Annotated in this window: 19 protein-coding genes; 13 read left to right on the forward strand and 6 right to left on the reverse strand. The window is 70.4% G+C overall.

All coding sequences use genetic code 11. From position 1 onward, the window contains the following. The first annotated feature begins 261 nt into the window (after window positions 1-261). The 4 genes from PA27867_RS01575 (at window position 262) to PA27867_RS01590 (ending at window position 4,279) form a co-directional block, all read left to right on the forward strand. Window positions 262-1,956 carry a circularly permuted type 2 ATP-grasp protein gene (locus PA27867_RS01575; RefSeq protein WP_066592275.1) on the forward strand — a complete coding sequence of 565 codons (1,695 nt, stop codon included), beginning with the start codon at window positions 262-264 and terminating at the stop codon, window positions 1,954-1,956. Beyond that, the gene (locus PA27867_RS01580; protein WP_066592278.1) at window positions 1,950-2,879 is read left to right on the forward strand and encodes an alpha-E domain-containing protein; all 930 of its coding nucleotides are present in this window, start codon (window positions 1,950-1,952) and stop codon (window positions 2,877-2,879) included. The genes PA27867_RS01575 and PA27867_RS01580 overlap by 7 nt, the downstream gene beginning before the upstream one ends. Next, a complete protein-coding gene (locus PA27867_RS01585) occupies window positions 2,876-3,718 on the forward strand; it encodes a transglutaminase family protein (RefSeq protein ID WP_066592283.1) in 843 nt (280 codons plus the stop codon). Before PA27867_RS01580 ends, PA27867_RS01585 begins: the two co-directional genes overlap by 4 nt. Before the next feature lie 99 nt (window positions 3,719-3,817). Further along, on the forward strand, window positions 3,818-4,279 hold the full coding sequence (locus tag PA27867_RS01590) for a MarR family winged helix-turn-helix transcriptional regulator (protein ID WP_066592288.1): 462 nt from the start codon (window positions 3,818-3,820) through the stop codon (window positions 4,277-4,279). 327 nt (window positions 4,280-4,606) lie between these two features. Here the strand turns inward: PA27867_RS01590 and PA27867_RS01595 are convergent, their stop codons facing one another. After that, window positions 4,607-6,121: a helix-turn-helix transcriptional regulator gene (locus tag PA27867_RS01595; RefSeq protein ID WP_066592291.1), complete on the reverse strand. Its 1,515-nt coding sequence runs from the start codon at window positions 6,119-6,121 to the stop codon at window positions 4,607-4,609. A gap of 204 nt (window positions 6,122-6,325) precedes the next feature. On the opposite strand from PA27867_RS01595, the gene aceA reads away from it, so the two are divergent. From aceA to PA27867_RS01610, 3 genes are all read left to right on the forward strand, one after another. Then, on the forward strand, window positions 6,326-7,699 hold the full coding sequence (gene aceA, locus PA27867_RS01600) for an isocitrate lyase (protein WP_066598782.1): 1,374 nt from the start codon (window positions 6,326-6,328) through the stop codon (window positions 7,697-7,699). A gap of 46 nt (window positions 7,700-7,745) precedes the next feature. Next, entirely contained in the window at window positions 7,746-9,629 is a 1,884-nt protein-coding gene (aceB, locus tag PA27867_RS01605; RefSeq protein ID WP_084020538.1) for a malate synthase A, read from the forward strand. A gap of 83 nt (window positions 9,630-9,712) precedes the next feature. Continuing rightward, on the forward strand, window positions 9,713-10,312 hold the full coding sequence (locus PA27867_RS01610; protein WP_335582776.1) for a GNAT family N-acetyltransferase: 600 nt from the start codon (window positions 9,713-9,715) through the stop codon (window positions 10,310-10,312). 55 nt (window positions 10,313-10,367) lie between these two features. Here the strand turns inward: PA27867_RS01610 and PA27867_RS01615 are convergent, their stop codons facing one another. Then, window positions 10,368-11,798 carry a cryptochrome/photolyase family protein gene (locus tag PA27867_RS01615; protein ID WP_066592294.1) on the reverse strand — a complete coding sequence of 477 codons (1,431 nt, stop codon included), beginning with the start codon at window positions 11,796-11,798 and terminating at the stop codon, window positions 10,368-10,370. Next, window positions 11,795-12,793: an NADP-dependent oxidoreductase gene (locus PA27867_RS01620; protein WP_236900794.1), complete on the reverse strand. Its 999-nt coding sequence runs from the start codon at window positions 12,791-12,793 to the stop codon at window positions 11,795-11,797. The genes PA27867_RS01615 and PA27867_RS01620 overlap by 4 nt, the downstream gene beginning before the upstream one ends. 435 nt (window positions 12,794-13,228) lie before the next feature. Between PA27867_RS01620 and PA27867_RS01625 the strand changes: the two genes are divergently transcribed. The 4 genes from PA27867_RS01625 to PA27867_RS01640 are packed head-to-tail and all read left to right on the forward strand — an operon-like array spanning window position 13,229 to window position 16,471. Next, the gene (locus tag PA27867_RS01625) at window positions 13,229-13,798 is read left to right on the forward strand and encodes an alternate-type signal peptide domain-containing protein (RefSeq protein WP_066592299.1); all 570 of its coding nucleotides are present in this window, start codon (window positions 13,229-13,231) and stop codon (window positions 13,796-13,798) included. Window positions 13,799-13,852: 54 nt separating this feature from the next. Further along, entirely contained in the window at window positions 13,853-14,506 is a 654-nt protein-coding gene (locus PA27867_RS01630) for a hypothetical protein (protein WP_157109076.1), read from the forward strand. A gap of 5 nt (window positions 14,507-14,511) precedes the next feature. Next, window positions 14,512-15,834: an RICIN domain-containing protein gene (locus PA27867_RS01635; RefSeq protein ID WP_066592303.1), complete on the forward strand. Its 1,323-nt coding sequence runs from the start codon at window positions 14,512-14,514 to the stop codon at window positions 15,832-15,834. 1 nt (window position 15,835) lies between these two features. Further along, complete coding sequence (locus PA27867_RS01640; RefSeq protein ID WP_157109077.1) at window positions 15,836-16,471, forward strand: signal peptidase I; 636 nt, start codon at window positions 15,836-15,838, stop codon at window positions 16,469-16,471. Here PA27867_RS01640 and PA27867_RS01645 read toward each other — a convergent pair. The 3 genes from PA27867_RS01645 to PA27867_RS01655 form a co-directional block, all read right to left on the reverse strand. Then, the gene (locus PA27867_RS01645; protein ID WP_420480683.1) at window positions 16,459-17,199 is read right to left on the reverse strand and encodes a YqaJ viral recombinase family protein; all 741 of its coding nucleotides are present in this window, start codon (window positions 17,197-17,199) and stop codon (window positions 16,459-16,461) included. The two genes, PA27867_RS01640 and PA27867_RS01645, sit on opposite strands and share 13 nt — an antisense overlap. A 136-nt stretch (window positions 17,200-17,335) precedes the next feature. After that, complete coding sequence (locus PA27867_RS01650; protein WP_066592308.1) at window positions 17,336-18,007, reverse strand: ABC transporter ATP-binding protein; 672 nt, start codon at window positions 18,005-18,007, stop codon at window positions 17,336-17,338. 47 nt (window positions 18,008-18,054) lie between these two features. After that, window positions 18,055-19,530 carry an ABC transporter permease gene (locus PA27867_RS01655; RefSeq protein ID WP_066592311.1) on the reverse strand — a complete coding sequence of 492 codons (1,476 nt, stop codon included), beginning with the start codon at window positions 19,528-19,530 and terminating at the stop codon, window positions 18,055-18,057. Between the two features lie 193 nt (window positions 19,531-19,723). Here PA27867_RS01655 and PA27867_RS01660 point away from each other — a divergent pair, with 193 nt between their 5' ends. Both PA27867_RS01660 and PA27867_RS01665 read left to right on the forward strand, forming a co-directional pair. After that, on the forward strand, window positions 19,724-20,470 hold the full coding sequence (locus tag PA27867_RS01660; protein ID WP_066592315.1) for a response regulator transcription factor: 747 nt from the start codon (window positions 19,724-19,726) through the stop codon (window positions 20,468-20,470). After that, window positions 20,470-21,978 carry a sensor histidine kinase gene (locus PA27867_RS01665; protein ID WP_066592319.1) on the forward strand — a complete coding sequence of 503 codons (1,509 nt, stop codon included), beginning with the start codon at window positions 20,470-20,472 and terminating at the stop codon, window positions 21,976-21,978. The genes PA27867_RS01660 and PA27867_RS01665 overlap by 1 nt, the downstream gene beginning before the upstream one ends. Window positions 21,979-21,996 lie beyond the last annotated feature (18 nt).

The following is a 21,996-nucleotide window of genomic DNA, read 5'->3' on the forward strand; positions in this document are numbered from 1 at the left end:
CTGGTCGGTGCGGTCGATGAAACCTGACGGTGTCGTCAGCGTCGAACTGGACTAACTGTATGCAACAAACCGAAAGCCTCGCAGCGTTTCGGCAATATTGTCTGGTCACAGGGAAAATGTGCAGTGAGGTTGTATGCATTCTCACGGGTTCGGTGCTCGATTGGACGTGCACCGCCGGGCCGCGCGGCGGCTCTGCCCGATCGGGTCGCCACGCCGGTGCCAGGAAACAATCCGGCAACACCCCTCGACTAACATCCAGTCATGGTTGACCTATTCAGTGGCTACGGCGCTACCTCCGCACCACCGCGCGAACGCGGACAGGCCTCGGCGTGGGACGAGATGTTCCCCGATCCGTCGTCCTTGTCGCCCTCCGAGGCACGTGCGGCCTATAAGGATGTCTATGGCGCGCTCGCCCGGATGACCCAGGAGGAGCTGCGCGGTCGGACCGACGCGCTGGCGAGTTCGTACCTGGCGCAGGGTGTCACGTTCGACTTCGCCGGGGAGGAGCGGCCGTTCCCGCTCGACGCGGTGCCCCGAGTGATCGAGCAGCCCGAGTGGGTGAACGTCGAGGCCGGCATCAAGCAGCGGGTGCTGGCGCTCGAGGCGTTCCTGGCCGACATCTACGGCCCCCAGGCCGCGGTGCGGGATGGCGTCATCCCGGCCGGACTGATCACCTCCTCCAAGCACTTCCACCGCCAGGCGGCCGGAATCGTGTCGGCGAACAACGTGCGCATCCAGGTGTCCGGGATCGACCTCATCCGTGACGAGGTGGGTGCCTGGCGGGTGCTCGAAGACAATGTGCGCGTGCCCAGCGGCGTCAGTTACGTCATCTCGAACCGGCGGGTGATGGCGCAGACCCTGCCGGAGCTCTTCGTCTCGATGCGGGTGCGCCCGGTCGGCGACTACCCCAACAAGCTCTTGCAGGCCCTACGCGCGTCCGCGCCGGCCGGGGTCGACGACCCCAACATCGTGGTGCTCACGCCGGGCGTTTTCAACTCGGCCTACTTCGAGCACACCCTGCTGGCCCGGCTGATGGGCGTCGAGCTCGTCGAGGGCCGCGACCTGTTCTGCTCCGGCGGCCGGGTGTGGATGCGCACCACGGCAGGTCCGACCCGGGTCGACGTGATCTACCGCCGGGTCGACGACGAGTTCCTGGACCCGCTGCAGTTCCGCGCCGATTCCCAGCTGGGCTCGCCGGGCATCCTGATGGCGGCACGCCTGGGCAACGTCACGATCGCCAACGCCGTGGGCAACGGCGTCGCGGACGACAAGCTCGTCTACACCTACCTGCCCGATCTGATCAAGTACTACCTGGGCGAGGAGGCGATCATCCCGAACGTCGACACCTGGCGCCTGGAGGACCCGCTTGCGCTCGAGGAGGTGCTCGACCGGCTCGACCAGCTTGTGGTCAAGCCCGTGGACGGCTCCGGCGGGAAGGGCCTCGTGGTGGGCCCGGCCGCGTCGAAGGCCGAGCTGGAGACCCTGCGGCAGCAGTTGCTTAAGGACCCGCGCGGCTGGATCGCGCAGCCCGTGGTGCAGTTGTCCACAATCCCGACCCTCGTCGAAGACGGCATGCGGCCGCGGCACGCGGACCTCCGCCCGTTCGCGGTCAACGACGGCACGGATGTCTGGGTGCTGCCCGGCGGCCTCACCCGGGTGGCGCTGCCCGAGGGCGAGCTCGTGGTCAACTCCAGCCAGGGCGGCGGGTCCAAGGACACCTGGGTGATCGGCCTTGAGCCCGACTTCCATACCCGCACCTCGGCGCACGACATCCAGGGACTCGTGGCCGACCAGGCCGCGAACACCCAGTCGATCTCGATCATCCCCACCCGGAGCGTCGACCACAATCCGCAGGACACCCCGCCGGGCGGCGACCAGGACCAGGAACAACAGCAACAACAGCAACGCACCACGCCCACGGCATCCACCACGGTAGAAGGGACCCTCGAATGCTGAGCCGCATCGCCGAGAGCCTGTTCTGGATCGGCCGCTACATCGAACGCAGTGACGGCACCGCGCGCATCCTGGATGTGCACCTGCAGTTGCTGCTGGAGGACCCGTGGATCGAGGAGAACCTCGCCTGCCGGTCGCTGCTGCACCTGATGGGCAGCCCCGTGCCGCCGGACCGGGACCTCACCCGCAAGGACGTGCTGGCGACCCTCGCGGCCGACCGCACGCATCCGGCCTCGATCGCGTACTCGCTCGGCGCCGCCCGGGAGAATGCCCGGCGGGCCAGGGAGATCGTCTCGACCGAGCTGTGGGAGTGCCTGAACACCACCTACACGAAGATGCCCAAGAACATCGCCAGCGCCAAGACGCACGACTTCTTCGGCTGGGTGCGCGAGCGAGCCGCGCTGGCCGTGGGCATCGTCGAGTCCAGCGCCAGCCGGGACGACGCCTGGCACTTCTTCACCCTCGGCCGCAGCCTCGAACAGGCCGATATGACCGCCCGGCTGCTCGCGACCCGCTCGCTGACCGAGAACAGCGGGCCGTCGTGGACCACGATCCTGCGCTCCTGCGGGGCCTACGAGTCGTACCTGCGCACCTACCGCGGTGTGCCGTCGGCCCGGAACGCGGCCGAATTCCTGCTGCTGGACAGGCTGTTCCCCCGGTCGATCGTCTTCTCGATCTCCCGGGCCGAGCAGTGCATGCAGGAGCTCGAGCCACGCACCGACCGGGTGGGTGTGTCCGACTCGTCGCAGCGCATCCTCGGCCAGATCCGCAGCCAGCTGGAGTACCGGCCGATCATGGAAATCCTGAACGACCTGCCGAAACACATGGACATGGTCCTGGACGCCACCAGCACCGCCAGCGAATCGATCGGGCAACGCTACTTCCCGACCAGTGCGGTGCCGACCTGGACAGGAGAGGCCTCATGAAGCGCCTGCGCATTCGCCACACCACCGGCTACCGCTATAACGGTGAGGTGGCCACCTCCTACAACGAGGCCCGGATGCTGCCGGTCACGTCTCCGGACCAGTTCGTGCTCTACTCCAACCTCGATATCAGCCCGGTGTCGAGCAACCACAACTACCTGGACTATTGGGGCACCCGGGTGTCGTCGTTCGAGGTGCTCACCCCGCACGCCGAACTCACCCTCACTGCCAACAGCCTCGTGGAGGTGTCGCCGCGGGAGCACCCGGCGCATCCGGTGAGCTGGGACGAACTGGCCACCGCGGTGGCCCGGTCGACCTCATCGGTCGAGCACTCCTGGCAGACGCCGCTGACCGAGCCGCCGGAGGATGTGGTCGCGAGCGCCCAGGAGATCGCCGGGCGCCTGGACCCGTGCGACGCCGCCCTGGCGATCTGCCGCTTCGTGGGCGAGAACATGGCGTACGTGCAGGGTGTCACCGGAGTGAAGACCAACGCCAGGGAGGCCTGGGCCGACAAACGCGGCGTCTGCCAGGACATCACCCATGTGGCGCTCGGGGCGCTGCGCGCGGTGGGCATCCCCGCCCGGTACGTCTCCGGCTACCTGCACCCCAAGCCGTTGGCCGAGATCGGCGAGACCGTGACAGGGGAATCGCACGCCTGGGTGGAGTGGTTCTGCGGCGACTGGCGCGGTTACGACCCCACCAACCTCATCGACATCGGCGACCGGCACGTGGGCGTCGGGCGAGGCCGCGACTACAACGACATCGCGCCGCTGCGCGGGGTGTACGCCGGCACCGGCGGGTCACAGCTCTTCGTGAAGGTGGAGATCACCCGGGAGTCCTGACACTGCGCGGCATCGGGCCGCCGCCCTGCCTAGACTGGTAGTTGCAAGCGCGTTGTACTTGCACCTTTCACGAGTGACCAGGGCAGGGGAGCTGTACGGATGAGCATCGAAGACGACGCCGTCGAGATTCGCGCCCAGGGCTGGCGCACGCTGGCGGCTCTGCACGGCCGCATCGAGACCGTGCTCGAGCGCGCCCTGCAGGGCGGGTTCGACCTCTCGGTGGTCGAGTTCACGGTGCTCGACGCCCTCAGCCGCCAGCACGGCTGGCACATGCGGATGCAGCAGCTCGCCCGCGCCGCTGCACTCTCCAGCAGCGCCACGACCCGGCTGGTGAACCGGCTGGAGGACCGGGCGCTGCTCACCCGCATCCTCTGCGCCGACGACCGCCGCGGCATCTACACCGAACTCACCGAAGCCGGAAAGGCGCTGCTCGCCCGCGCCCGCCCGGTCTATGACGAGGCCCTAGCTGATGCGCTGGCCGACGCCGAGGAGGAGCCGGAACTCGGCCCGCTCGTCGACGCCCTGCACCGCCTGCCCGACCCGGCCCGCGCCACCGTCTGACCCGGCGCGCGCGACCGCTTCACCCGGCACGCCCTCCCGGCCGCCCGACCTGGCCCGCGCCACCGTCTGACCTGGCCCGCGCGACCGCCTGACCTGGCCCGCCCTCCCCGCATCCGCCCCGAGGCCGAGACTTGCCCATTTTCGCTAGTGTGCGACCCCTCGCGACGAGCAAAAGTGGGCCACCCTCGTCAGACGCCGTGGTGACTTGCCCGAATCTGCTAGTGCAGGGGGCTGCGCACTAGCGAAAACGGGCCAGTCATGGTTGCCAGGCGAGGGCAGGCGGCGGGGCGAGGTCCGGTGGGGCGAGGTCCGGTGGGGTGGGGTGCGTTAGTCGGGGGCGTGCGCCTCGAGGAACTGGTAGACCTCGGTAGGGTCCACGCCGGGGAAGGTGCCCGTGGGCAGTGCCGCGAGCAGGCTCGTGGGGGTGCGGGCCACGGGCCAGGACTGGCCTTCCCAGCGGCCGGACAACTCGTCGGGCGCCCGCCGGCAGCAGGACTCGTCCGGACAGCGGGACACGGCCCGGTTCGCAGTCTCCCGGCCGCGGAACCAGTTGACGTGGGTGAACGGCACCCCCACGCTCACGGAGTAGTCGCCCTCCTTGGCCTTCTCGATGCGGGAGGTGCACCAGAAGGTGCCGGCCGGCGTATCCGTGTACTGGTACCAGGGGCTGAACCGGTCGGGCACATCGAAGACCGTGCGCGCGGTCCAGCTGCGGCAGACCGTGCTGCCCTCGACCGCGCCCAGGGCATCGCTGGGGAATTGCACGTCGTCGTTCTCGTAGGCCTTGATGATGGTGCCGGACTCGTGCACCTTCATGAAATGCACCGGGATGCCCAGGCGTGCGGTGGCCAGGTTGGTGAAGCGGTGCGCCGCCGTCTCATAGGAGACCGAGAAGGCATCCCGCAGGTCCTCGAGTGAGATGCGGCGGGCGGCCTTGGCGTCGCTGAGCATCCGCAGGGTGTCGGTCTCGGGCAGCAGGATGGCTGCGGTGAGGTAATTGGTCTCCACCCGCTGTCGCAGAAAATCGGCGTAATTTCCGGGCTCGGAGTGGCCGCAGAGGTGGCTGGCGAAGGCTTGCAGGATCGGCGAGCGGCTGTCGCGGGAGGCGGCCTGCTCGGTGGGCAGATAAATTCGGCCGTTGCGCTTATCGGTGACCGACCGGGTGGAGTGCGGCAGGTCGCCCACGTAGTGCAGGCTGAAGCCGAGGTGGGCGGCCATGTCGGCCACCACCTGGTGCGACACCGGGCCGCCGGAATGCCCCACCGCGGTGAGCAGCTCGAGCGCCTGGGCCTCGAGTTCGGGGAAGTAGTTGTCGCGCGCCCGCATCTCGGCGCGGAGCTGGGCGTTGGCCCGCCTGGCTTCCTCGGGCGTCGCGGCGCGCTCGCGGTGCAGCCGCTCGATCTCGTTGTGCAGGGTGAGGATGGTCTGCAGGGTGTCGTCGGGCTGGCCGGGGCCGACCCGGAACCGGGGCAGGCCCAACGCCGTGAACACCGGCCCGCGCTGGGCACGCTCCACGGCGATCTCCAGGGCCGCCCGCGGGCTGGGCGCGTCGGCGCGCAACAGCTCGTCAACCGTGGTGTCGAGCGCGGCGGCGATCAGCCGCAGCATCGACAGCCGGGGTTCGCGCTTGCCGTTCTCGATCATGGAGATCTGCGACGGCGCCCGGTCGACGGCCGCGGCCAGGGTGTCCAGGGTGAGGCCGAGCCTGTGCCGGCGGTCGCGAACCCGGCGGCCCAGGGTGAGCGCGTCGATCCCCGCCTCGGCGTCTGCGGTGCCGGCCGGCCCCGCGGGCAGGTCGGCTGAGGGGGTGGTTGGGCGGGCGGGGCGATCGACGGTGACCATGTGCTCATGCTCACACGCGGTGATTGTTCACACAACCGGAAGAACTCAGTTTCTTCTTTCGTGTGGGCAGCCGATGAGCCTCCGATCGGGACTCAGAGTGGGTGCAGGCAGCAACTGGGAAGGACTTTCCCGGGGAGCCACCGATCCGCAATCCGTGAATCCGCAATCCGTAAATCCGCAATGTCGCAGACCGAGGAGAACACCATGACGAACCCCACCGCAACCGGCCCCGCATCCGGCCGCCCCGCATCCCGCCCCGGCGACCAGACCCAGACGGCCGCCGAGCTCGCCCTGGAGTGGGCCGCCGACCCCCGCTGGGAGGGCGTGCGCCGGGACTACACCGCCGAAGACGTGATCGCCCTGCGCGGCGCCGTGCGGGAAGAGCGCACCTTGGCCCGCCGCGGCGCCGAGAAGCTCTGGGACCTCATCCACGAGAACGGCACCCCGGAGAACCCCGAGTGGGTGGCCGCGCTCGGCGCCCTCACCGGCAACCAGGCCGTGCAGCAGGTGCGGGCCGGGCTCAAGGCCATCTACCTGTCCGGCTGGCAGGTCGCCGCCGACGCCAACCTGTCCGGCCAGACCTACCCCGACCAGTCGCTCTACCCGGCGAACTCGGTTCCGGCTGTGGTGCGGCGGATCAACAACGCGCTACTGCGGGCCGGCCAGATCGAGGGTGCGGAAGCCGTCGCATCCGGTGCCGACGCCACGAACAACGGCACCGGTATCGACTGGATGGCGCCGATCGTCGCCGATGCAGAGGCCGGCTTCGGCGGCCCGCTGAACGCCTACGAGCTGATGGCCTCGATGATCGAGGCCGGCGCCGCGGGCGTGCACTGGGAAGACCAGCTGGCCAGCGAGAAGAAGTGCGGCCACATGGGCGGCAAGGTGCTGGTGCCCACCGGCCAGCACATCCGCACCCTCAACGCGGCCCGGCTGGCGGCGGATGTCGCGGGGGTGCCCACCATCATCATCGCCCGCACCGACTCGCTCGCCGCCACCCTCATCACGAGCGACATCGACGAGCGCGACCAGGCGTTCCTCACCGGTTCCCGCACCGCCGAGGGGTTCTACGACACCGCCAACGGCGCCGACGTGGTGATCATGCGCGGCCTGGCCTACGCGCCGTACGCCGACCTGCTCTGGGTGGAAAGCAGCGAGCCCGACCTCGAACTCGCCCAGCGCTTCGCCCGGGAGATCCACGCGCAGTTCCCCGGCAAGAAGCTCGCCTACAACTGCTCGCCGTCGTTCAATTGGAAATCCCACCTCGACGACGACCAGATCGCCGCGTTCCAGCGCGAACTCGCGGCCTGCGGTTACGCCTTCCAGTTCATCACCCTGGCCGGCTTCCACGCCCTCAACCACTCCATGTTCACCCTGGCCAAGGACTACTCCGAGCGTCAGATGAGCGCCTACGTCGACCTGCAGGAGGCCGAATTCGCCTCCGAAGCCGACGGATATACCGCCACCCGCCACCAGCGGGAGGTGGGCACCGGCTACTTCGACCGGATCGCCACCGCGCTCAACCCCACCAGCGCCACCCTCGCGCTGGCCGGATCCACCGAGGCCGAGCAGTTCTAGCCGGCCCCGCCCCGACATTCGCATCGTTTCGAAGGAGAAACCGATCATGACCACACCACCGTTGTCCACCGCTCCCGGCACTGCTCACCGGGTCTCGACAGGCTCGACCACCGCGACAGGCTCGACCACCGCGACAGGCTCGACCACCGTGCCTGGCTCGACCACCGTGCCTGGCTCGACCACCGCGACAGGCTCGACCACCGCGCCCACCGCGCCTGGGTCGACCACCGGGACTCGCACACCGAGCGCACCCCGCCCCGCGCGGGCGTTCGGGGAGACCAGCACCGGGAGTTTCGCCACCATCCGCCCGCACCTCGAGATCACCGGGGAGCTGGGCGACCGCTACGACGAGATCCTCACGCCGGCCGCCCTGGAGTTCCTCGCCGAACTGCACGACAGGTTCGCCGGCACCCGGCACGACCTGCTGGCCGCCCGGCTGCAGACCCGGGTGGATGCCGCGAACGGCCGGGACCCGAGATTCCTGCCGGAGACGGCGCACATCCGGAACGACCCAACCTGGCGGGTCGCCGGCCCCGGGCCCGGCCTGGCGAACCGGCGGGTGGAGATCACCGGCCCGACCGATCGCAAGATGGCCATCAACGCACTCAACTCGGGTGCCAACGTGTGGCTGGCCGACCAAGAGGATGCGACCAGCCCCACCTGGGCGAACGTCATCGAGGGGCAGCTCACGCTGGTCGACGCCATCCGCGGCACCCTCACCTACGACGGCCCCGACGGCAAGGCGTACCGGGTGACCGGCGCGCCGTCCGACCGGGTGGATGGCGCCCGGCCGGGCACGACACCGACCATCGTCATGCGGCCACGCGGCTGGCACCTGGTGGAGAAGAACCTCACCTTCGTCGACCGGGCCAACCGACGGATGCCGGCCTCCGGCAGCCTGGTGGACTTCGGCCTGTACGCGTTCCACAACGCGCACCGTCTGATCGAACAGGGCAGCGGGCCGTACTTCTACCTGCCCAAGCTGGAGAGCCACCTCGAGGCGCGGCTGTGGAACGACATTTTCAGCCACACCGAGGACCACCTGGACCTCGGCCACGGCAGCATCCGGGCCACGGTGCTGATCGAGACCATCCAGGCGGCGTTCGAGATGGAGGAGATCCTCTACGAACTGCGCGACCACTGCGCTGGCCTGAACGCCGGCCGCTGGGACTACATCTTCAGCATCATCAAGACGTTCCGGGCCCGGGGCCGCCGGTTCGTGCTGCCCGACCGTCGGGAGATCACCATGACGGTGCCCTTCATGCGCTCGTACACCGAGCTGCTCGTGGCCACCTGTCACCGGCGCGGCGCCTATGCGATCGGCGGTATGAGCGCGTTCATCCCCAATCGGCGGGACCCGGCCGTGACCCAGCTGGCGCTCGAGCAGGTCGCTGCCGACAAGCGGCGCGAGGCCCGGGACGGCTTCGACGGCACCTGGGTGGCGCATCCGGACCTCATCCCCACGGCCAGGGCCGAGTTCGACGCCGTGCTCGGCGACCGATCCCACCAGCTGGAGCGGACCCGCGAGGACGTGCACGTCACCGCGGTCGACCTGCTGGACGTGGCGTCAGCCGGCGGCCAGATCACCGAGGCCGGGGTGCGCGACAACGTGAGCATCGCCCTCCGCTACATCGAATCCTGGCTGCGAGGGGTAGGCGCGGCGGCCATCGACAACCTGATGGAGGACGCCGCCACCGCGGAGATCTCCCGGTCGCAGGTCTGGCAGTGGATCCACGAGAACTCCGCGCTCGCCGACGGCCGCCGGATAGACGCGGAGTGGGTCGCCGGGCTGGTCACGGAGGAGCTGGCGGCGCTGCCGCGCACGCCGGGCGACCGCTTCGACGACGCGCTCGAGGTCTTCCGGGCTTCGGCGCTCGAGCCGGAGTTCCCGACCTTCCTCACCGTCGCCGCATACGCCCGCTACCTGTAGGCGTCCGGCACCCGCACCCGGCCCCGTCGGCACCCGCGACGGGGCCGTTTGCGTGCCGGGAAACCTGCTGCGAAGCTGGGATCGTGACCGACACCACCCCGCCCGAAGCCGCCCAGCCCGCCGTGCCGCCCGCTGCCGCGCCATCCGCTGCCGGGGCGCGCATTCGCCCCGCCCGCTCTGATGAGGCCGCAGCGCTCGCCGAGCTGGCCGCGGCGACGTTCGCGTTGGCCTGCCCGCCGCACACCAGCGCCGACGCCATCGCCGCATTCCTCCGCGACGTGCTCGCCCCGGCCAACTTCGAGGCCTTCCTCGCCGACCCCGACCGGCTCCTGCTCGTCGCGGAAACCGGCGCGAGCACGCTCGTGGGATACACGATGCTCGTCTTCGGCGAACCACACGACGCGGATGCCGCCGGTGCGATCCGCATCCGCCCCACCGCCGAACTGAGCAAGTGTTACGTGCGCGCCGAGGCGCACGGCAGCGGCACGGCAGCCGCCCTGATGGCGGCCACTCTCGACGCCGCCCGCCAGGGTGGGGCGGCCGGCTCCTGGCTCGGCGTGAACCAGGAGAACGTGCGGGCCCTGCGCTTCTACGGCAAGCACGGTTTCGAGCAGGTGGGCATCAAGCGGTTCCTCGTGGGCGAGCGCTACGAAGACGACTACGTCCTGGAGCGCTCCCTCTAGCCCCCACCCCACCCGCGAGGTGCTGAAGTCACAGTTCGCGGGAGGGGCGGGAGGGCTAGTCGGGGGTGGGGCGGGCGGACTTGACCTGCTCATAGGCGGCGAGGGCGGCGCGGCGGGTCTCGCCGAGGTCCACGATCGGCGCCGGGTAGGCATCTGTGCCCCACTCGGGCACGTACTGGCGCACGTACTCGTTGTGCGGGTCGAACTTGGTCGCCTGCAGTTCGGGGTTGAACACCCGGAAGTACGGCGCCGCATCCGCCCCGGAGCCGGCCACCCACTGCCAGTTGAACGGGTTGCTGGCCTGATCGGCATCGACCAAGGTGTCCCAGAACCACTGCTCGCCGAGTCGCCAGTCGATGAGCAGGTTCTTGATGAGGAAGGACGCCGTGACCATGCGCACCCGGTTGTGCATGGTGCCGGTGCGCCACAGCTCACGCATACCGGCGTCGACCAGACGGATGCCGGTGCGGCCCTGCTGCCAGGCGGCCAGAGCCCGCACGTCGAGCGGCGGCCAGGGGAAGGCGTCGAAGCCGGGGCGCAGGTTGACGGTGGCCAGATCCGGCGCGTGGAAGAGCACGTGGTGCGCGAACTCCCGCCAGCCGACCTCGGTGAGGAACCGGGTGGCGCTGGTGGCGGCCGCGCCGGTGAGCCCACGGCGGGCGACGTCGGTGGTGTGCCAGATCTGGTGTGGGCTGATTTGACCCCAGCGCAGGTACGGCGACAGCCTGGAGGTGACCTGCTGCGCGGGCAGGTCCCGCTCGGTGCCGTACGTCGGCAAGGACTCGTCGAGGAAGTCCGCGAGCAGCTCCTGCGCCGCGCTCTCGCCGGGCGTCCAGGCCTCACGCAGCCCGCCGGCCCAGTCGGGTCGGCTTGGCTCCAACTCCCACGAGGGGAGGTCGTCGCTGTCGAGGTCCGGGTCGGCGTCGCTGAGTTCGGCCGGAGCTGGATAGGGGGCACGCGGCGGCGGCCCGGACGTGCACGCCCGCCAGAACGGGGTGAACACCGTGTACGGGGTGCCGCCGCCGGTGCGGATGGTCCACGGTTCGAACAAAAGCGACCCGGCGAAGCTGTGCGCCACGACGCCGGCATCGGTGAGGCTGGTCTTGATGCGGGTGTCCAACTCGCGCTCCGCGGCACCGTACCGGCGGTTCCAGAACACCGCGCCAGCACCGAGCTCCTCGACGAGTTCGCCGATCATGGCCTCGGCCGCGCCGCGCCGCAGCACCAGACGACCGCCGAGCGCCGCAGCATCCGCGGCCAGCGAGACCAGGCTCTGGTGCAGCCACCAGCGCGAGGCACCACCGAGCGGGCGGATGCCGGGGGAGACCTCGTCAAGCAGGTAGAGCAGGGTGATCGGCCGGCCGCGTTCGACCGCAGCGGTGAGGGCCGGGTTGTCGCCGAGGCGGAGGTCGTCGCGCAGCCAGACCAGCGAGGGCCCGTCGGGCCGGGCCGGTCCCGGCTCGGCAGCGGCCTCCGTGCCGCTCACGCGGCGCTCTCGTCGGCGTCGGACACCCGGAGCACGATCTTGCCGCGGGTATGCCCGCCCTCGAGGGCCCGGTGCGCGGCGGCACCGTCGGCCAGGTCGAAGACCTGATCGATGTTGACCCGCACCGTGCCGTTGTCGATCAGGGTGGTGATCTTCTCGAGCACCCGGGCGTCGGCGGCGACCTTGTAGCCGGTGACGCGCACGCCGGCGGCAGCGGCTTCAGCCTGCATGGTCGGCCAGCTGCCGGTGGGCGCATTGACGAGCAGCCCGTCCGGCCGGAGCACGGTCAACGAACGCGTCCCGGTCTGATCGTGCACGTTGCCGATCAGGTCGATCACGCTGTCGATGTCCCGCAGTTCGTCGTCGAACCGGGTGGTGCTGTAGTCGATCACGGCGTGGGCGCCCAGGCGTTGCAGAAACTCGACCGACGCCGTGGACCCCGTGGCGGTGACGTGGGCGCCCAGGTGCCGGGCGAACTGCACCGCGAAGTGGCCGACGCCGCCGCTGCCGGCGTGCACGAGCATCCGCTGACCGGGAGCCGCGCCGGCCAGGGTCACCATGCCCCACGCGGTCAGAGCGGCGAGGGGGATGCCCGCGGCCTCCACATGGCTCACCGCGGCGGGTTTGCGGGCCACCGACATGCTCGACACGACCACGTACTCGGCGTAGGTTCCGGCGATGCGCGGCGGCCGGGCCATGCCGTAGACCGCGTCACCGGGCTGCAAGGGGAAGGTGTCATAGGGGGAGCGCACGACGATGCCGCTGAAGTCGTTGCCGAGCACCACGGGGAAACCCGGGATCGCGGCGGCGGCGCCCGACCCGGCCCGAGTCTTGGCGTCGATGGGGTTGATGCCGGCGGCGAGCACCCGGATGAGCAGCTCGTCGCTGACCGGGACGGGGACGGGCAGCTCGGTGAGGTGCAGTTCCTCCGCACCGCCGGTGCGGTCGATCACGAGGGCGCGCATGTGCGGGGGCAGGGCCGGGGAAACAGACATAGTCCTATTCTGCGTCACCGACGGGCGAGTGCGCGGGTGCTGCCGCCCGCGCGGGTCGGCCAGACGGGGGGTGGCTGCGGGCGCAACGATCGGCCGGTCTGGCCCGTCAGTTAGCGGTTGTGACTCAATTTGGGGGTGGAAAACCGGCCAATGTGCCCTCTGCTGGGGGAGCGTTACACGCACCGAGTGCGCCGGGCGAATCTAGTGTGGGAACAGGAAGAGAAGCCGGGTGTCACCGTGGCCTCGACCTCTACCCGCTGCAACTCATCGTCAGTTGCCCCGTTCGGTTTTTCAGGTATTCCGAGCCCACCGACCCCGACGCCCGCGTGCGCCGAGGCCGGCCGATTCGTCGTGCCCGCAGGCCGGGAGGTGCTGCGCGCCCGCCGAATGGCAGGCGGAACCCGACGCCCGGACGGCCGTCGTGAAAGGGAAATCATGAACAAGCTCCTGAAAGGCACCATCGCCGGTGTCGCCGGTGTGGTGCTCCTGCTCGGTGGTGCGGGCTCCTTCGCCCTCTGGAATTCCGCCGGGACCATCGGCGGCGGCACCATCGTCGCCGGAACCCTCGAGCTGGCCTCCTCGACCACCGCCGGATCCTGGACCGTCAACGGCGGCGCTCCCCGGGCCAGCATGACGGGGTTCAAGATCGTGCCCGGGGACGTGCTCGTCTACACGAAGGGGCTGAGCATCACGGCCACGGGCGACAACCTCGTGGCAACGCTGGCTGTGGACCCGGCTTCCATCACCGCCACCTCGACAGCGCCCGCGGACGTCGCACTGGCCGCCTACCTCGGCAAGACCGCCGTGCTGACCGCTACCGGAACCGGGATCTCGACGGGTGCGGCGCCCTTCACGGTCACCGCCGGAACCGCGGGAGTGGCACAGGACGTGACCGTGAGCATCACGATCACCTACCCGAAGAGCGCCACCGCCGGCCTCGAGAACTCCTCGAAGCTGGGCTCGGTCAACCTCGCCGCCCTGGCGGTCACGCTCACCCAGAAGTAGCGCCGACCGGCGCGGCCGACACCGGCAACACCGGAGAAACGAAGGGCGGTTCGAATGCCTCCGACAGCGGACCAGAGCGAACCGCGGGTGCGGATGCGCCGACCTCACCCCGGCCACCGGATGGCACGGCCCGGCCGGCCGCGCCGCTCGCCCCGGGCACACCGGGCGCCCGTCCTCGCGCTGACCGTCGGGGCACTGGCGGCAGCCCTGCTCGGGGCGTCGGCGGCGGGCGGCACCGGTGCCTTCCTCACCGCGCGGGCGTCGACGCCCGCGGCGCCCACCGTGATCACCTCGGGAACGGCGGCGCTGACCCTGACCGCGCTGACCCTTCCCGGCACGGCCCTCTACCCCGGGCTCACCCTGTATGGCGCCGTCACTGCGACCAACACCGGTGATGTGCCCCTGCTGCTCGGCGTGGCCGGGCTCACTCCGCCGAGCGTCGCCACGGCGTCCAACGCCCTGTCCCAGGCGCTCAGTGTGGGCCTCGGCGCGGCCGACTCCAGCGCCGCGTGCACCGCCGGAACCGCGACACCGACCTGGCGGGGTTCCTTCGCCCAGGCCCCGGCCGGGCTGCTGGGGGTGACCCTGGCCGTGGGGGCGTCCCGCACGCTGTGCGTGTCGGTGTCCCTGCCGGCCAGCGCCCCGGCGTCGAGCCAGGGCCAGTCGGCGACCGGCTTCGCACTGCGCGTCACCGGGACGCAGGCCTGACGACCGTGACCAGCCGGGCAGCGTCGACCGCCGAGCACCGGACCGTCCGGCCCGGCGGGCGTGCCGTGCTGTCCCTCAGCATGGTGTTGGCCTTCCTCGGTGCCGGGCTCGGCGCAGGGGCGGGCGAGGCCCAGGCCGGGTGGACGACGCCGGAGAGCCCGGCGACAGCATCCGTGACGGCAGGCACCCTCGGTGTCACCCTGACCGGTTTCCCCGCCCTGCAAGCGGTCTACTCCTCCGCCGCGCTCGCCGTGACGGCGCCCGTCAGCGTCACCAACACCGGCACCGTTCCCGCGCCGTACACCCTCACTCTCGCGGCCCAGACGGCCACGGCCCTCGCGAGTGCGGTGGAGGTGCGCGCCTGGTCCGTCGCCTCCGCTACGAACTGCACCGCGACCACCACGACGGCCGGTACGCCCGGCCGCACCTGGGTCACCGTCGGACCGCTGACCGGCACGCTGGCGCCGGGCGCGAGCGCCGTCTATTGCGTGCGCAGTTCGGTGACCCAGGCCCAACGGTTCGCCCTGGTGGCCGGCAGCGTCACGGCAACGGCGACGCTCACCGCCGCGCAGGGCAACTGGACCGGAACAGCCACCGCGAGCGCTCCACAATCCATGGCCGACACGCTCACGCCGGGGGCACCGACCGCGGCGGCAGCCACCGACTCGAGCATCACCCTGGCCTGGACGGCTCCGGCCGACACTGCAGCGGTCACCGGGTACCGCATCCTGCGCGACTCGGTCGTGATCGCGACGGTGCCGGCCGCGAACAGGACCTTCACCGACCTGGCCCTCACCGTGGCCACCCGGCACAGCTACACAGTGCAGGCCGTCGACTCGGCCTCCCCGGTCGACGTCTCGCCGGCGTCACCGGCCGGCATCCTCAGCACGACGGGCCGCACCGCGACGGGCTGGTACTCGATCCGGAACACGACCAGCCAGCTCTGCGTGGACGGGGAGGCGGCGGCCACCGCGGAGGGCACCGCGCTGATCAGCTTCCCCTGCAAGACCGCGGGTGCCGGCAACCAGAACTGGCAGTTCGTCGCCACCGGGGCGTATGTGCGGGTCGCGGCACGCTACGCCCCCACCCTGTTCTGGGACAGCGCGAACACCACTGCGTCCATCCTGCGCGGCACGGCCAGGACCAATTCGCAGCAGTGGACCGTCGTGGAGATCGCGCCGGGCAGCGGAACCTTCCTGTTCCGCAACCGCAACAACATGTGCCTGGATGTGGCAGGCGGCACGACGGCGACGGGCAACCCCCAGCTGCGGGTGGCCGCCTGCGACGGTTCGGCCCTTCAGGCGTTCACCCTGACGAATGGAGGCTGAGATGACGGTGCACAGCGCGCAGCGCCCGGCCCGGGTCCACGCCCGGGTCCGTCGCAGCGCCGAGCCGGCCGAGCTCAGTGCGTGGCACTATCTGGGCCGCGGGTTGAGTGCGGGGCTGCTCCTGCTGGTGATCGCCCTGGCCGCGCTCGTGATCGTGGTGCCCCAGCTCACGGGGGCGATCCCCCTCACCGTGCTCACCAGCTCGATGGAGCCCGGCCTGCCACCCGGCACCCTCATCGTGGTGCGTCCGGTACCCAGCGACAGCCTTGCCATCGGGGACGTGGTCACGTATCAAATCCGTTCGGGTGAACCGGCCGTCGTCACCCACCGCATCGTGGGCATCAGCGTGGCCGCCGACGGTGTCCGCACCTTCACCCTGCGCGGGGACAACAACAGCGTCCCCGACGTCGATCCGGTCGTGGCCGCCCAGGTGCGCGGCCGGCTCTGGTACTCCGTGCCGCTGATCGGCCTGGTCAACACCGTGCTGACCGGCCCGGTGAAGGCCTGGGTCGTGCCGCTCGCCGCGCTCGGACTCTTCGGCTATGCGGGAGTGATGGTCGTCGGCGGCCTCATCGAGGCGCGTGCCCGGCGCCCAGCACGGACGGCCGGGTCGGACCGGGACGCTCAGCGACCGTAGTCGTAGGGCGGCGGGGCGTCGGCGCGCTCACGCTCACGCTGGTGGTTGAGCAGGTCGATCAGCTGGTCGGCGAACCGCACCAGGATGCTGATCTGGTCGTCGTCCCGGTCGATCCACCGGCACTCGGGCACGGCGGAACGCGGCACGAAGTTGTCGTGTTCTTCCCAGACCAGCAGGGTGCGGTCGGCGCCCAGCACATACTGCTGCCACCAGATCTGTCGCAGGTACGAGCGTGGGATGCTGCGCCACGGCTTGCTCGTGGTCTTGATCTCGGCGAGCTCGAAGACGCCGTTTCCGCCCAAGCCCAGGCCGTCGGGCGTGGCCAGGTGGCGCGGCTGCCCCGCCGCGTGGAAGAGGTTGGTGCTCGGTTCGATGCCGTAGTTCGCCAGCACCCAGGCCGCGATCTCGGGCTCCCTGGCCCGGCCGTGGTCGGTGTACGGGTTGCCGCCGAAGCCGCTGCCGTTGATTTTCTCCCTGGCCGCGGCGTGCACCGATTTCTCGGTGGCGAGCTTGGCGACATCCGTTGCCGTGATGCCCTGGCTGCGCGCCCGGAGCCACGCGACCCGGTCGGTGGAGTCGGCGACGATGCGGCTGAGATGGGTCAGGCCCGGTACGGCGACGGCCGGTGCGGGGGCCGTGGCGGATGCGCCGGCCGGGACACCCCCGCGGTGCAGGGAGACCGGGATCTGCTCGTCCAGCTCGAAGAGGGACAGCAGGGAATCGGACACGTCTTCCATTCTGCTCCGTGCGGGCGGCGCCGGCGGACACCCCGCCGCGCTTCGACGGCACAACTGGGCAAACCCGCCGGATCCACGGGGGATCCGGCGGGTTCGCGCGTCACTCGACCGGGATGCGCCGGTCGGGTCAGCCGATTTCCTTGACCACGCCCTGCTTGATCAGGAGGCGGCGCTGCGCCCGCTTGGCCACGGCGGTGTCGTGGGTGACCACGATCAGGGTGAGGCCACGGTCGCGCCAGAGCCCCTCGAGCAACTCCATGATCTCGTCGCGCGTCTGCTCGTCGAGGTTGCCGGTGGGCTCGTCGGCCAGCAGCACGGCCGGTTCCTTCACCAGGGCGCGCGCGATGGCGACGCGCTGCTGCTGCCCGCCGGAGAGTTCGGCCGGCAGGTGGCTGCCGCGCTCGCCGAGCCCCACCGAGGCCAGTGCCGCGGTGGCCCGGGACGTGCGCTCGGCCGCGGGGACGCCCAACGGGGCGAGGGCGGTCTCCACGTTTTCCTGCGCCGTGAGGGTGGGGATCAGGTTGAAGCCCTGGAACACGAAGCCGATTTCCTGCGCCCGGATCTTGCCGAGGGGGCCGTCACCGAGCTTGGAGAGGTTCGAGCTGCCGAGTTCCACGGTTCCGTCGGTGGGGCGGTCGAGCGCTCCGAGCATCTGCAGCAGCGTGGACTTGCCGCCGCCGGTGGGGCCCTGGATGGCGACCATCTGGCCGTCGGGAATGGACAGGGTGACATTGTTGAGGGCCGTCACGGAGCGTTTGCCCTGGTCGTACTTCTTGGTGACGTTGGTCAGTTGATACATGGCTACGTGGTTCCTTCTCTAGGCTTGAGAAAACGTGGATGGGCGCATCAGGCGATGCTGCGGAGGGCTTCGGCCGGGCGCAGCCGTGAGGCGCGCCAGCCGCCGATGGCGCCGGCCAACAGGCCGCCGAGCACGGCCAGTCCCACGGCGATGAGGATGACCGAGAGGGTCACCGGAACCTGCAGGACGATGTCGCTGGTCGCGGCTTCCGCGGCTTGCTGGCCGAAGCCGCCGCCGCCCGGCATTCCCATGGGGCCGGCCTCGGTGGCCGCCGCTCCGGCGGTGAGTGTCGGAGCGACCAGATTGATCACGAAGATGCCGATCAGGCCGATAACGATGCCGACGACGCCGCCGATCAGGCCCTGCACGAGGGACTCGCCGGCCACCTGGCGCACGATCCGGCCATTCGACCAGCCGATCGCCTTGAGGGTGCCGAACTCACGGGTGCGCCGGGTGACGCCGGAGATGGTGAAGAGAATGGCGATCAGGAACGCGGCGGCCAGCACGATGAGCGACAGCCACAGGCCGAGGTTCTTCACCAGGTCGGAGGCGCTGGAGAGCGAACCGGACACGCTCGACGCGAGGTCGGACTGGGTCTGCACGGTGGCATCCGGCAGGGCGGTCTCGATGTCGGTCTGGATCTGGTCGATATCGGTGGACGAGGCGGCCTGCACGTAGACGTCGGTCACCTGGCCGTCGAGGCCGGAGAGCGACTGGGCCACGTCGAGCGGGATATACACGTTGGAGGCCGTGGCGGCATCCGCGCTGGACGCGCTGACCAGGCCGACGACGGTGAAGTCGGTGCCGGCGATGGCGACGGTGTCGCCCACGACGAGCTCGGCGGTGGTGGCGTAGCTGGCGTCGAGCACGGCGACATTGGTACCTGCATCGGTGCTTTCGAGGCTGCGGCCGTCGGTGAGGCTCACGGCAGACAGCGGGCCGACGGCCTCATTGGCCGGGTCGAGGCCGAGCACGGTGAACGAGTCGACGCTGAACGAGCTGCCGCCGGCGCCGTCCGGGCCGCCGCTGGGCGGGGTGCCGCCGGCCGCGGCGTCGCCGCCGGTGGGCATGCCGCCGCTCTCGGAGAAGTCGGGCAGGGCCCCGTCGAAGGTGGTGTTGCTCAGCGACAGGGTGGCCGCGGCGGCGGTCACGTTGTCGATGCCGCTCACGGTGTCGAGGGCGGTGGAGTCGAAGGAGGTGGTGCCGCGGTCGACCGAGAGCCGGGCCTGGCTGACGGTGGTGGTGCCGTCGGTGGTGGCGCCGTCATCCGCGCCGAAGTCGAAGTTCTGCGGTCCGCCCGCGCCGGCCTCACCCTCGGTGGGCGCCGTGGGGGTCTGGCTCACCGTGATGTCGGTGCCCACGCCGTAGACCGAGGCGAGCACGGTGGACTGCGCCAGTTGCACGCCGCTCGAGACGGCGTTGACGATAATGACCAGGGCGATGGCGAGCGCCATGCCGATGGCGACGATGGCGGTCTGCTTGCGGCGACCCGCCAGTTCTCGTCGCAAATAGGTGACAAACATCGATTCTCCAGTCCGGGGCAGGGAGGATCCCGCCTTCATGAGTTCGAAGTTAGGCAGCGCCGTTATGGCCGGACTATGGCGCGCCTATGAATCTGCCCAGGGATTCGGCGGCGTCCGCCCGCGCGGGTGGTTCACAGAGTCACCGTGGACAACACATAGACGGTTCATAGGAACGACATGGATACTTCTTCTCATGACACCACGAGCGAACGAGCAGTCGGCCCACGGACCCCGCCTTCACAAGGCCGATGGTTCCCCCATCCGGGTGCTCGTCGTCGACGACGAACCCACGCTCACCGATCTGCTCTCGATGGCTCTGCGCTACGAGGGCTGGGAGGTGCGCACCGCTGGTGAGGGCCGTGCAGCACTCACCCTGGCGCGCGAATTCCGGCCCGATGCCATCGTGCTCGACATCATGCTGCCCGACATCGACGGTCTGCAGGTGCTGCAGCGGGTGCGGGCGGATGGCTATGAGACGCCGGTGCTCTTCCTCACCGCCAAGGACTCCCTCGACGACCGCATCGCCGGTCTCACCGCCGGTGGCGACGACTACGTGACCAAGCCGTTCAGCCTGGAGGAGGTCGTGGCCCGGTTGCGCGGCCTCATCCGCCGGTCCACCCTCGCGGTCTCCGACTCCACCGACCCCCGAATTACCGTGGGCGACCTCACCCTCGACGAGGACAGCTACGAGGTGTTCCGCGCCGGCGAGCAGATCGAACTGACCGCCACCGAGTTCGAGCTGCTCCGGTTCCTGATGCGCAACCCCCGCCGGGTGCTCAGCAAGGCCCAGATCCTCGACCGGGTCTGGAGCTACGACTTCGGCGGCAAGTCGTCGGTGGTCGAGATCTACATCTCTTATCTGCGCAAGAAGGTGGACGCCGGCCGGGAGCCGATGATCCACACCGTGCGCGGCGCCGGATACATGCTGAAGATCGCCTGATGAACGTTCGTTCCACCCGGCCGCCGGCGCCGATCATCCCCACGGCGAGCGGCCGGGCACCCTGGACCCTGCGCCGCCGCCTGGTGGTGGCGGTGGTGGGACTGCTCGCCCTGGTCAGTCTCGTGATCGGTGTCGTGAGCGTCGCCATCCTGAGCGCCAACCTGATGGACGGGCTCGACAGCCAGCTGAAGAACACCGCCGACCGCTCGATCAACCTGTTCGACCGTCCCCCGAGCGGGGTGTCACCCTCCGCCAGCTATGTGCTGAACGGCCCGTCGCAGCAGTCCGGCACGCTTGCGCTGGTCTACGACGGCAGCACGGTCACGGCCGGGTACACCGACCAGGCCGGCACCATCGTGGGGCTCACCAACGACCAGGTCACCCAGCTGGTGACCGAGCTGGACACGGCCGTGCGGAACGGGCAGACCTCGGAGCCGTTCAGCGTCGACCTCGGCGGCGACGTGGGGGAGTACCGGGTGATGGCCGAGACCGCCCGCTCCGGAACGCTCTTCCTGGTGGGCCTGCCGGTCTCGTCGGTCACGGGAACGGCCACCCAACTGGCCGTCATCATCGCGCTGGTCTCCCTGGCCGGCATCGTGCTGGTGGCCTTCCTGGCCACCGCCATCGTGCGGCTGGCCCTGCGCCCGCTGCAGCGGGTGACCGAGACCGCGACACGGGTCTCCGAACTGCCGCTGGACCGCGGCGAGGTGCTCCTGGTCGAGCGGGTGCCCGCCGCCGACACCGATCCGCGCACCGAGGTGGGCCGGGTGGGCTCGGCGCTCAACCGCATGCTCGACCATGTCGACATCGCCCTGGAGACCCGGCAGGCCAGCGAGAACAAGGTGCGCCAGTTCGTCGCGGATGCCAGCCACGAGTTGCGCACCCCGCTCGCGTCGATCCGTGGCTATTCGGAGCTCACCCGGCGCAGCGGCCAGGACCTGCCGGACGACACCAAGCACGCCATCGGCCGCATCGAGAGTGAGTCCATCCGGATGACCGGTCTCGTCGAGGACCTGCTCTTGCTCGCCCGGCTCGATGAGGGCCGCGAGCTGGAGCGCGAACCCGTGGACCTCACGAGCCTGCTCGTGGACGTGGTCAGCGACGCCCATGCGGCCGGCCGCGACCACGTCTGGGACCTGGACCTGCCCGAGGAGCCCGTGCTGGCGGCCGGCGACGGCCCGCGCCTGCACCAGGTCTTCGCGAACCTGCTGGCCAACGCCCGCGTCCACACCGACCCCGGCACCCGGGTGGAGGTCGCGCTCGCCACCGAGGGCGACCGGGCCGTGGTGACGGTGACGGATGACGGCCCCGGCATCCCCGAGAACCTCCGGGCCACCCTGTTCGAGCGGTTCGCCCGCGGCGACAGCTCCCGGTTCCGGGGCACCGGCGGCAGCACGGGCCTCGGCCTGGCGATCGTGCAGGCCGTCGTTCAGGCGCACCACGGTGAGGTCACGGTGGACAGCCGGCCGGGCCGCACGAGCTTCCGGGTGGAGCTGCCGCTGGCCTGAGCGGGCCCGGCCTGGCGT

This window comes from Cryobacterium arcticum (assembly GCF_001679725.1).
Classification (GTDB): Bacteria; Actinomycetota; Actinomycetes; order Actinomycetales; family Microbacteriaceae; genus Cryobacterium; species Cryobacterium arcticum_A.

What these genes read in the sequence shown, in the direction of transcription:
- PA27867_RS01575 (WP_066592275.1), top strand. Translation starts at nt 262, where the DNA reads ATGGTTGACCTATTCAGTGGCTACGGCGCTACCTCCGCACCACCGCGC.
- PA27867_RS01580 (WP_066592278.1), top strand. Translation starts at nt 1,950, where the DNA reads ATGCTGAGCCGCATCGCCGAGAGCCTGTTCTGGATCGGCCGCTACATC.
- PA27867_RS01585 (WP_066592283.1), top strand. Translation starts at nt 2,876, where the DNA reads ATGAAGCGCCTGCGCATTCGCCACACCACCGGCTACCGCTATAACGGT.
- PA27867_RS01590 (WP_066592288.1), top strand. Translation starts at nt 3,818, where the DNA reads ATGAGCATCGAAGACGACGCCGTCGAGATTCGCGCCCAGGGCTGGCGC.
- PA27867_RS01595 (WP_066592291.1), bottom strand. Translation starts at nt 6,121, where the DNA reads ATGGTCACCGTCGATCGCCCCGCCCGCCCAACCACCCCCTCAGCCGAC.
- aceA (WP_066598782.1), top strand. Translation starts at nt 6,326, where the DNA reads ATGACGAACCCCACCGCAACCGGCCCCGCATCCGGCCGCCCCGCATCC.
- aceB (WP_084020538.1), top strand. Translation starts at nt 7,746, where the DNA reads ATGACCACACCACCGTTGTCCACCGCTCCCGGCACTGCTCACCGGGTC.
- PA27867_RS01620 (WP_236900794.1), bottom strand. Translation starts at nt 12,793, where the DNA reads ATGTCTGTTTCCCCGGCCCTGCCCCCGCACATGCGCGCCCTCGTGATC.
- PA27867_RS01625 (WP_066592299.1), top strand. Translation starts at nt 13,229, where the DNA reads ATGAACAAGCTCCTGAAAGGCACCATCGCCGGTGTCGCCGGTGTGGTG.
- PA27867_RS01630 (WP_157109076.1), top strand. Translation starts at nt 13,853, where the DNA reads ATGCCTCCGACAGCGGACCAGAGCGAACCGCGGGTGCGGATGCGCCGA.
- PA27867_RS01640 (WP_157109077.1), top strand. Translation starts at nt 15,836, where the DNA reads ATGACGGTGCACAGCGCGCAGCGCCCGGCCCGGGTCCACGCCCGGGTC.
- PA27867_RS01650 (WP_066592308.1), bottom strand. Translation starts at nt 18,007, where the DNA reads ATGTATCAACTGACCAACGTCACCAAGAAGTACGACCAGGGCAAACGC.
- PA27867_RS01655 (WP_066592311.1), bottom strand. Translation starts at nt 19,530, where the DNA reads ATGTTTGTCACCTATTTGCGACGAGAACTGGCGGGTCGCCGCAAGCAG.
- PA27867_RS01660 (WP_066592315.1), top strand. Translation starts at nt 19,724, where the DNA reads ATGACACCACGAGCGAACGAGCAGTCGGCCCACGGACCCCGCCTTCAC.
- PA27867_RS01665 (WP_066592319.1), top strand. Translation starts at nt 20,470, where the DNA reads ATGAACGTTCGTTCCACCCGGCCGCCGGCGCCGATCATCCCCACGGCG.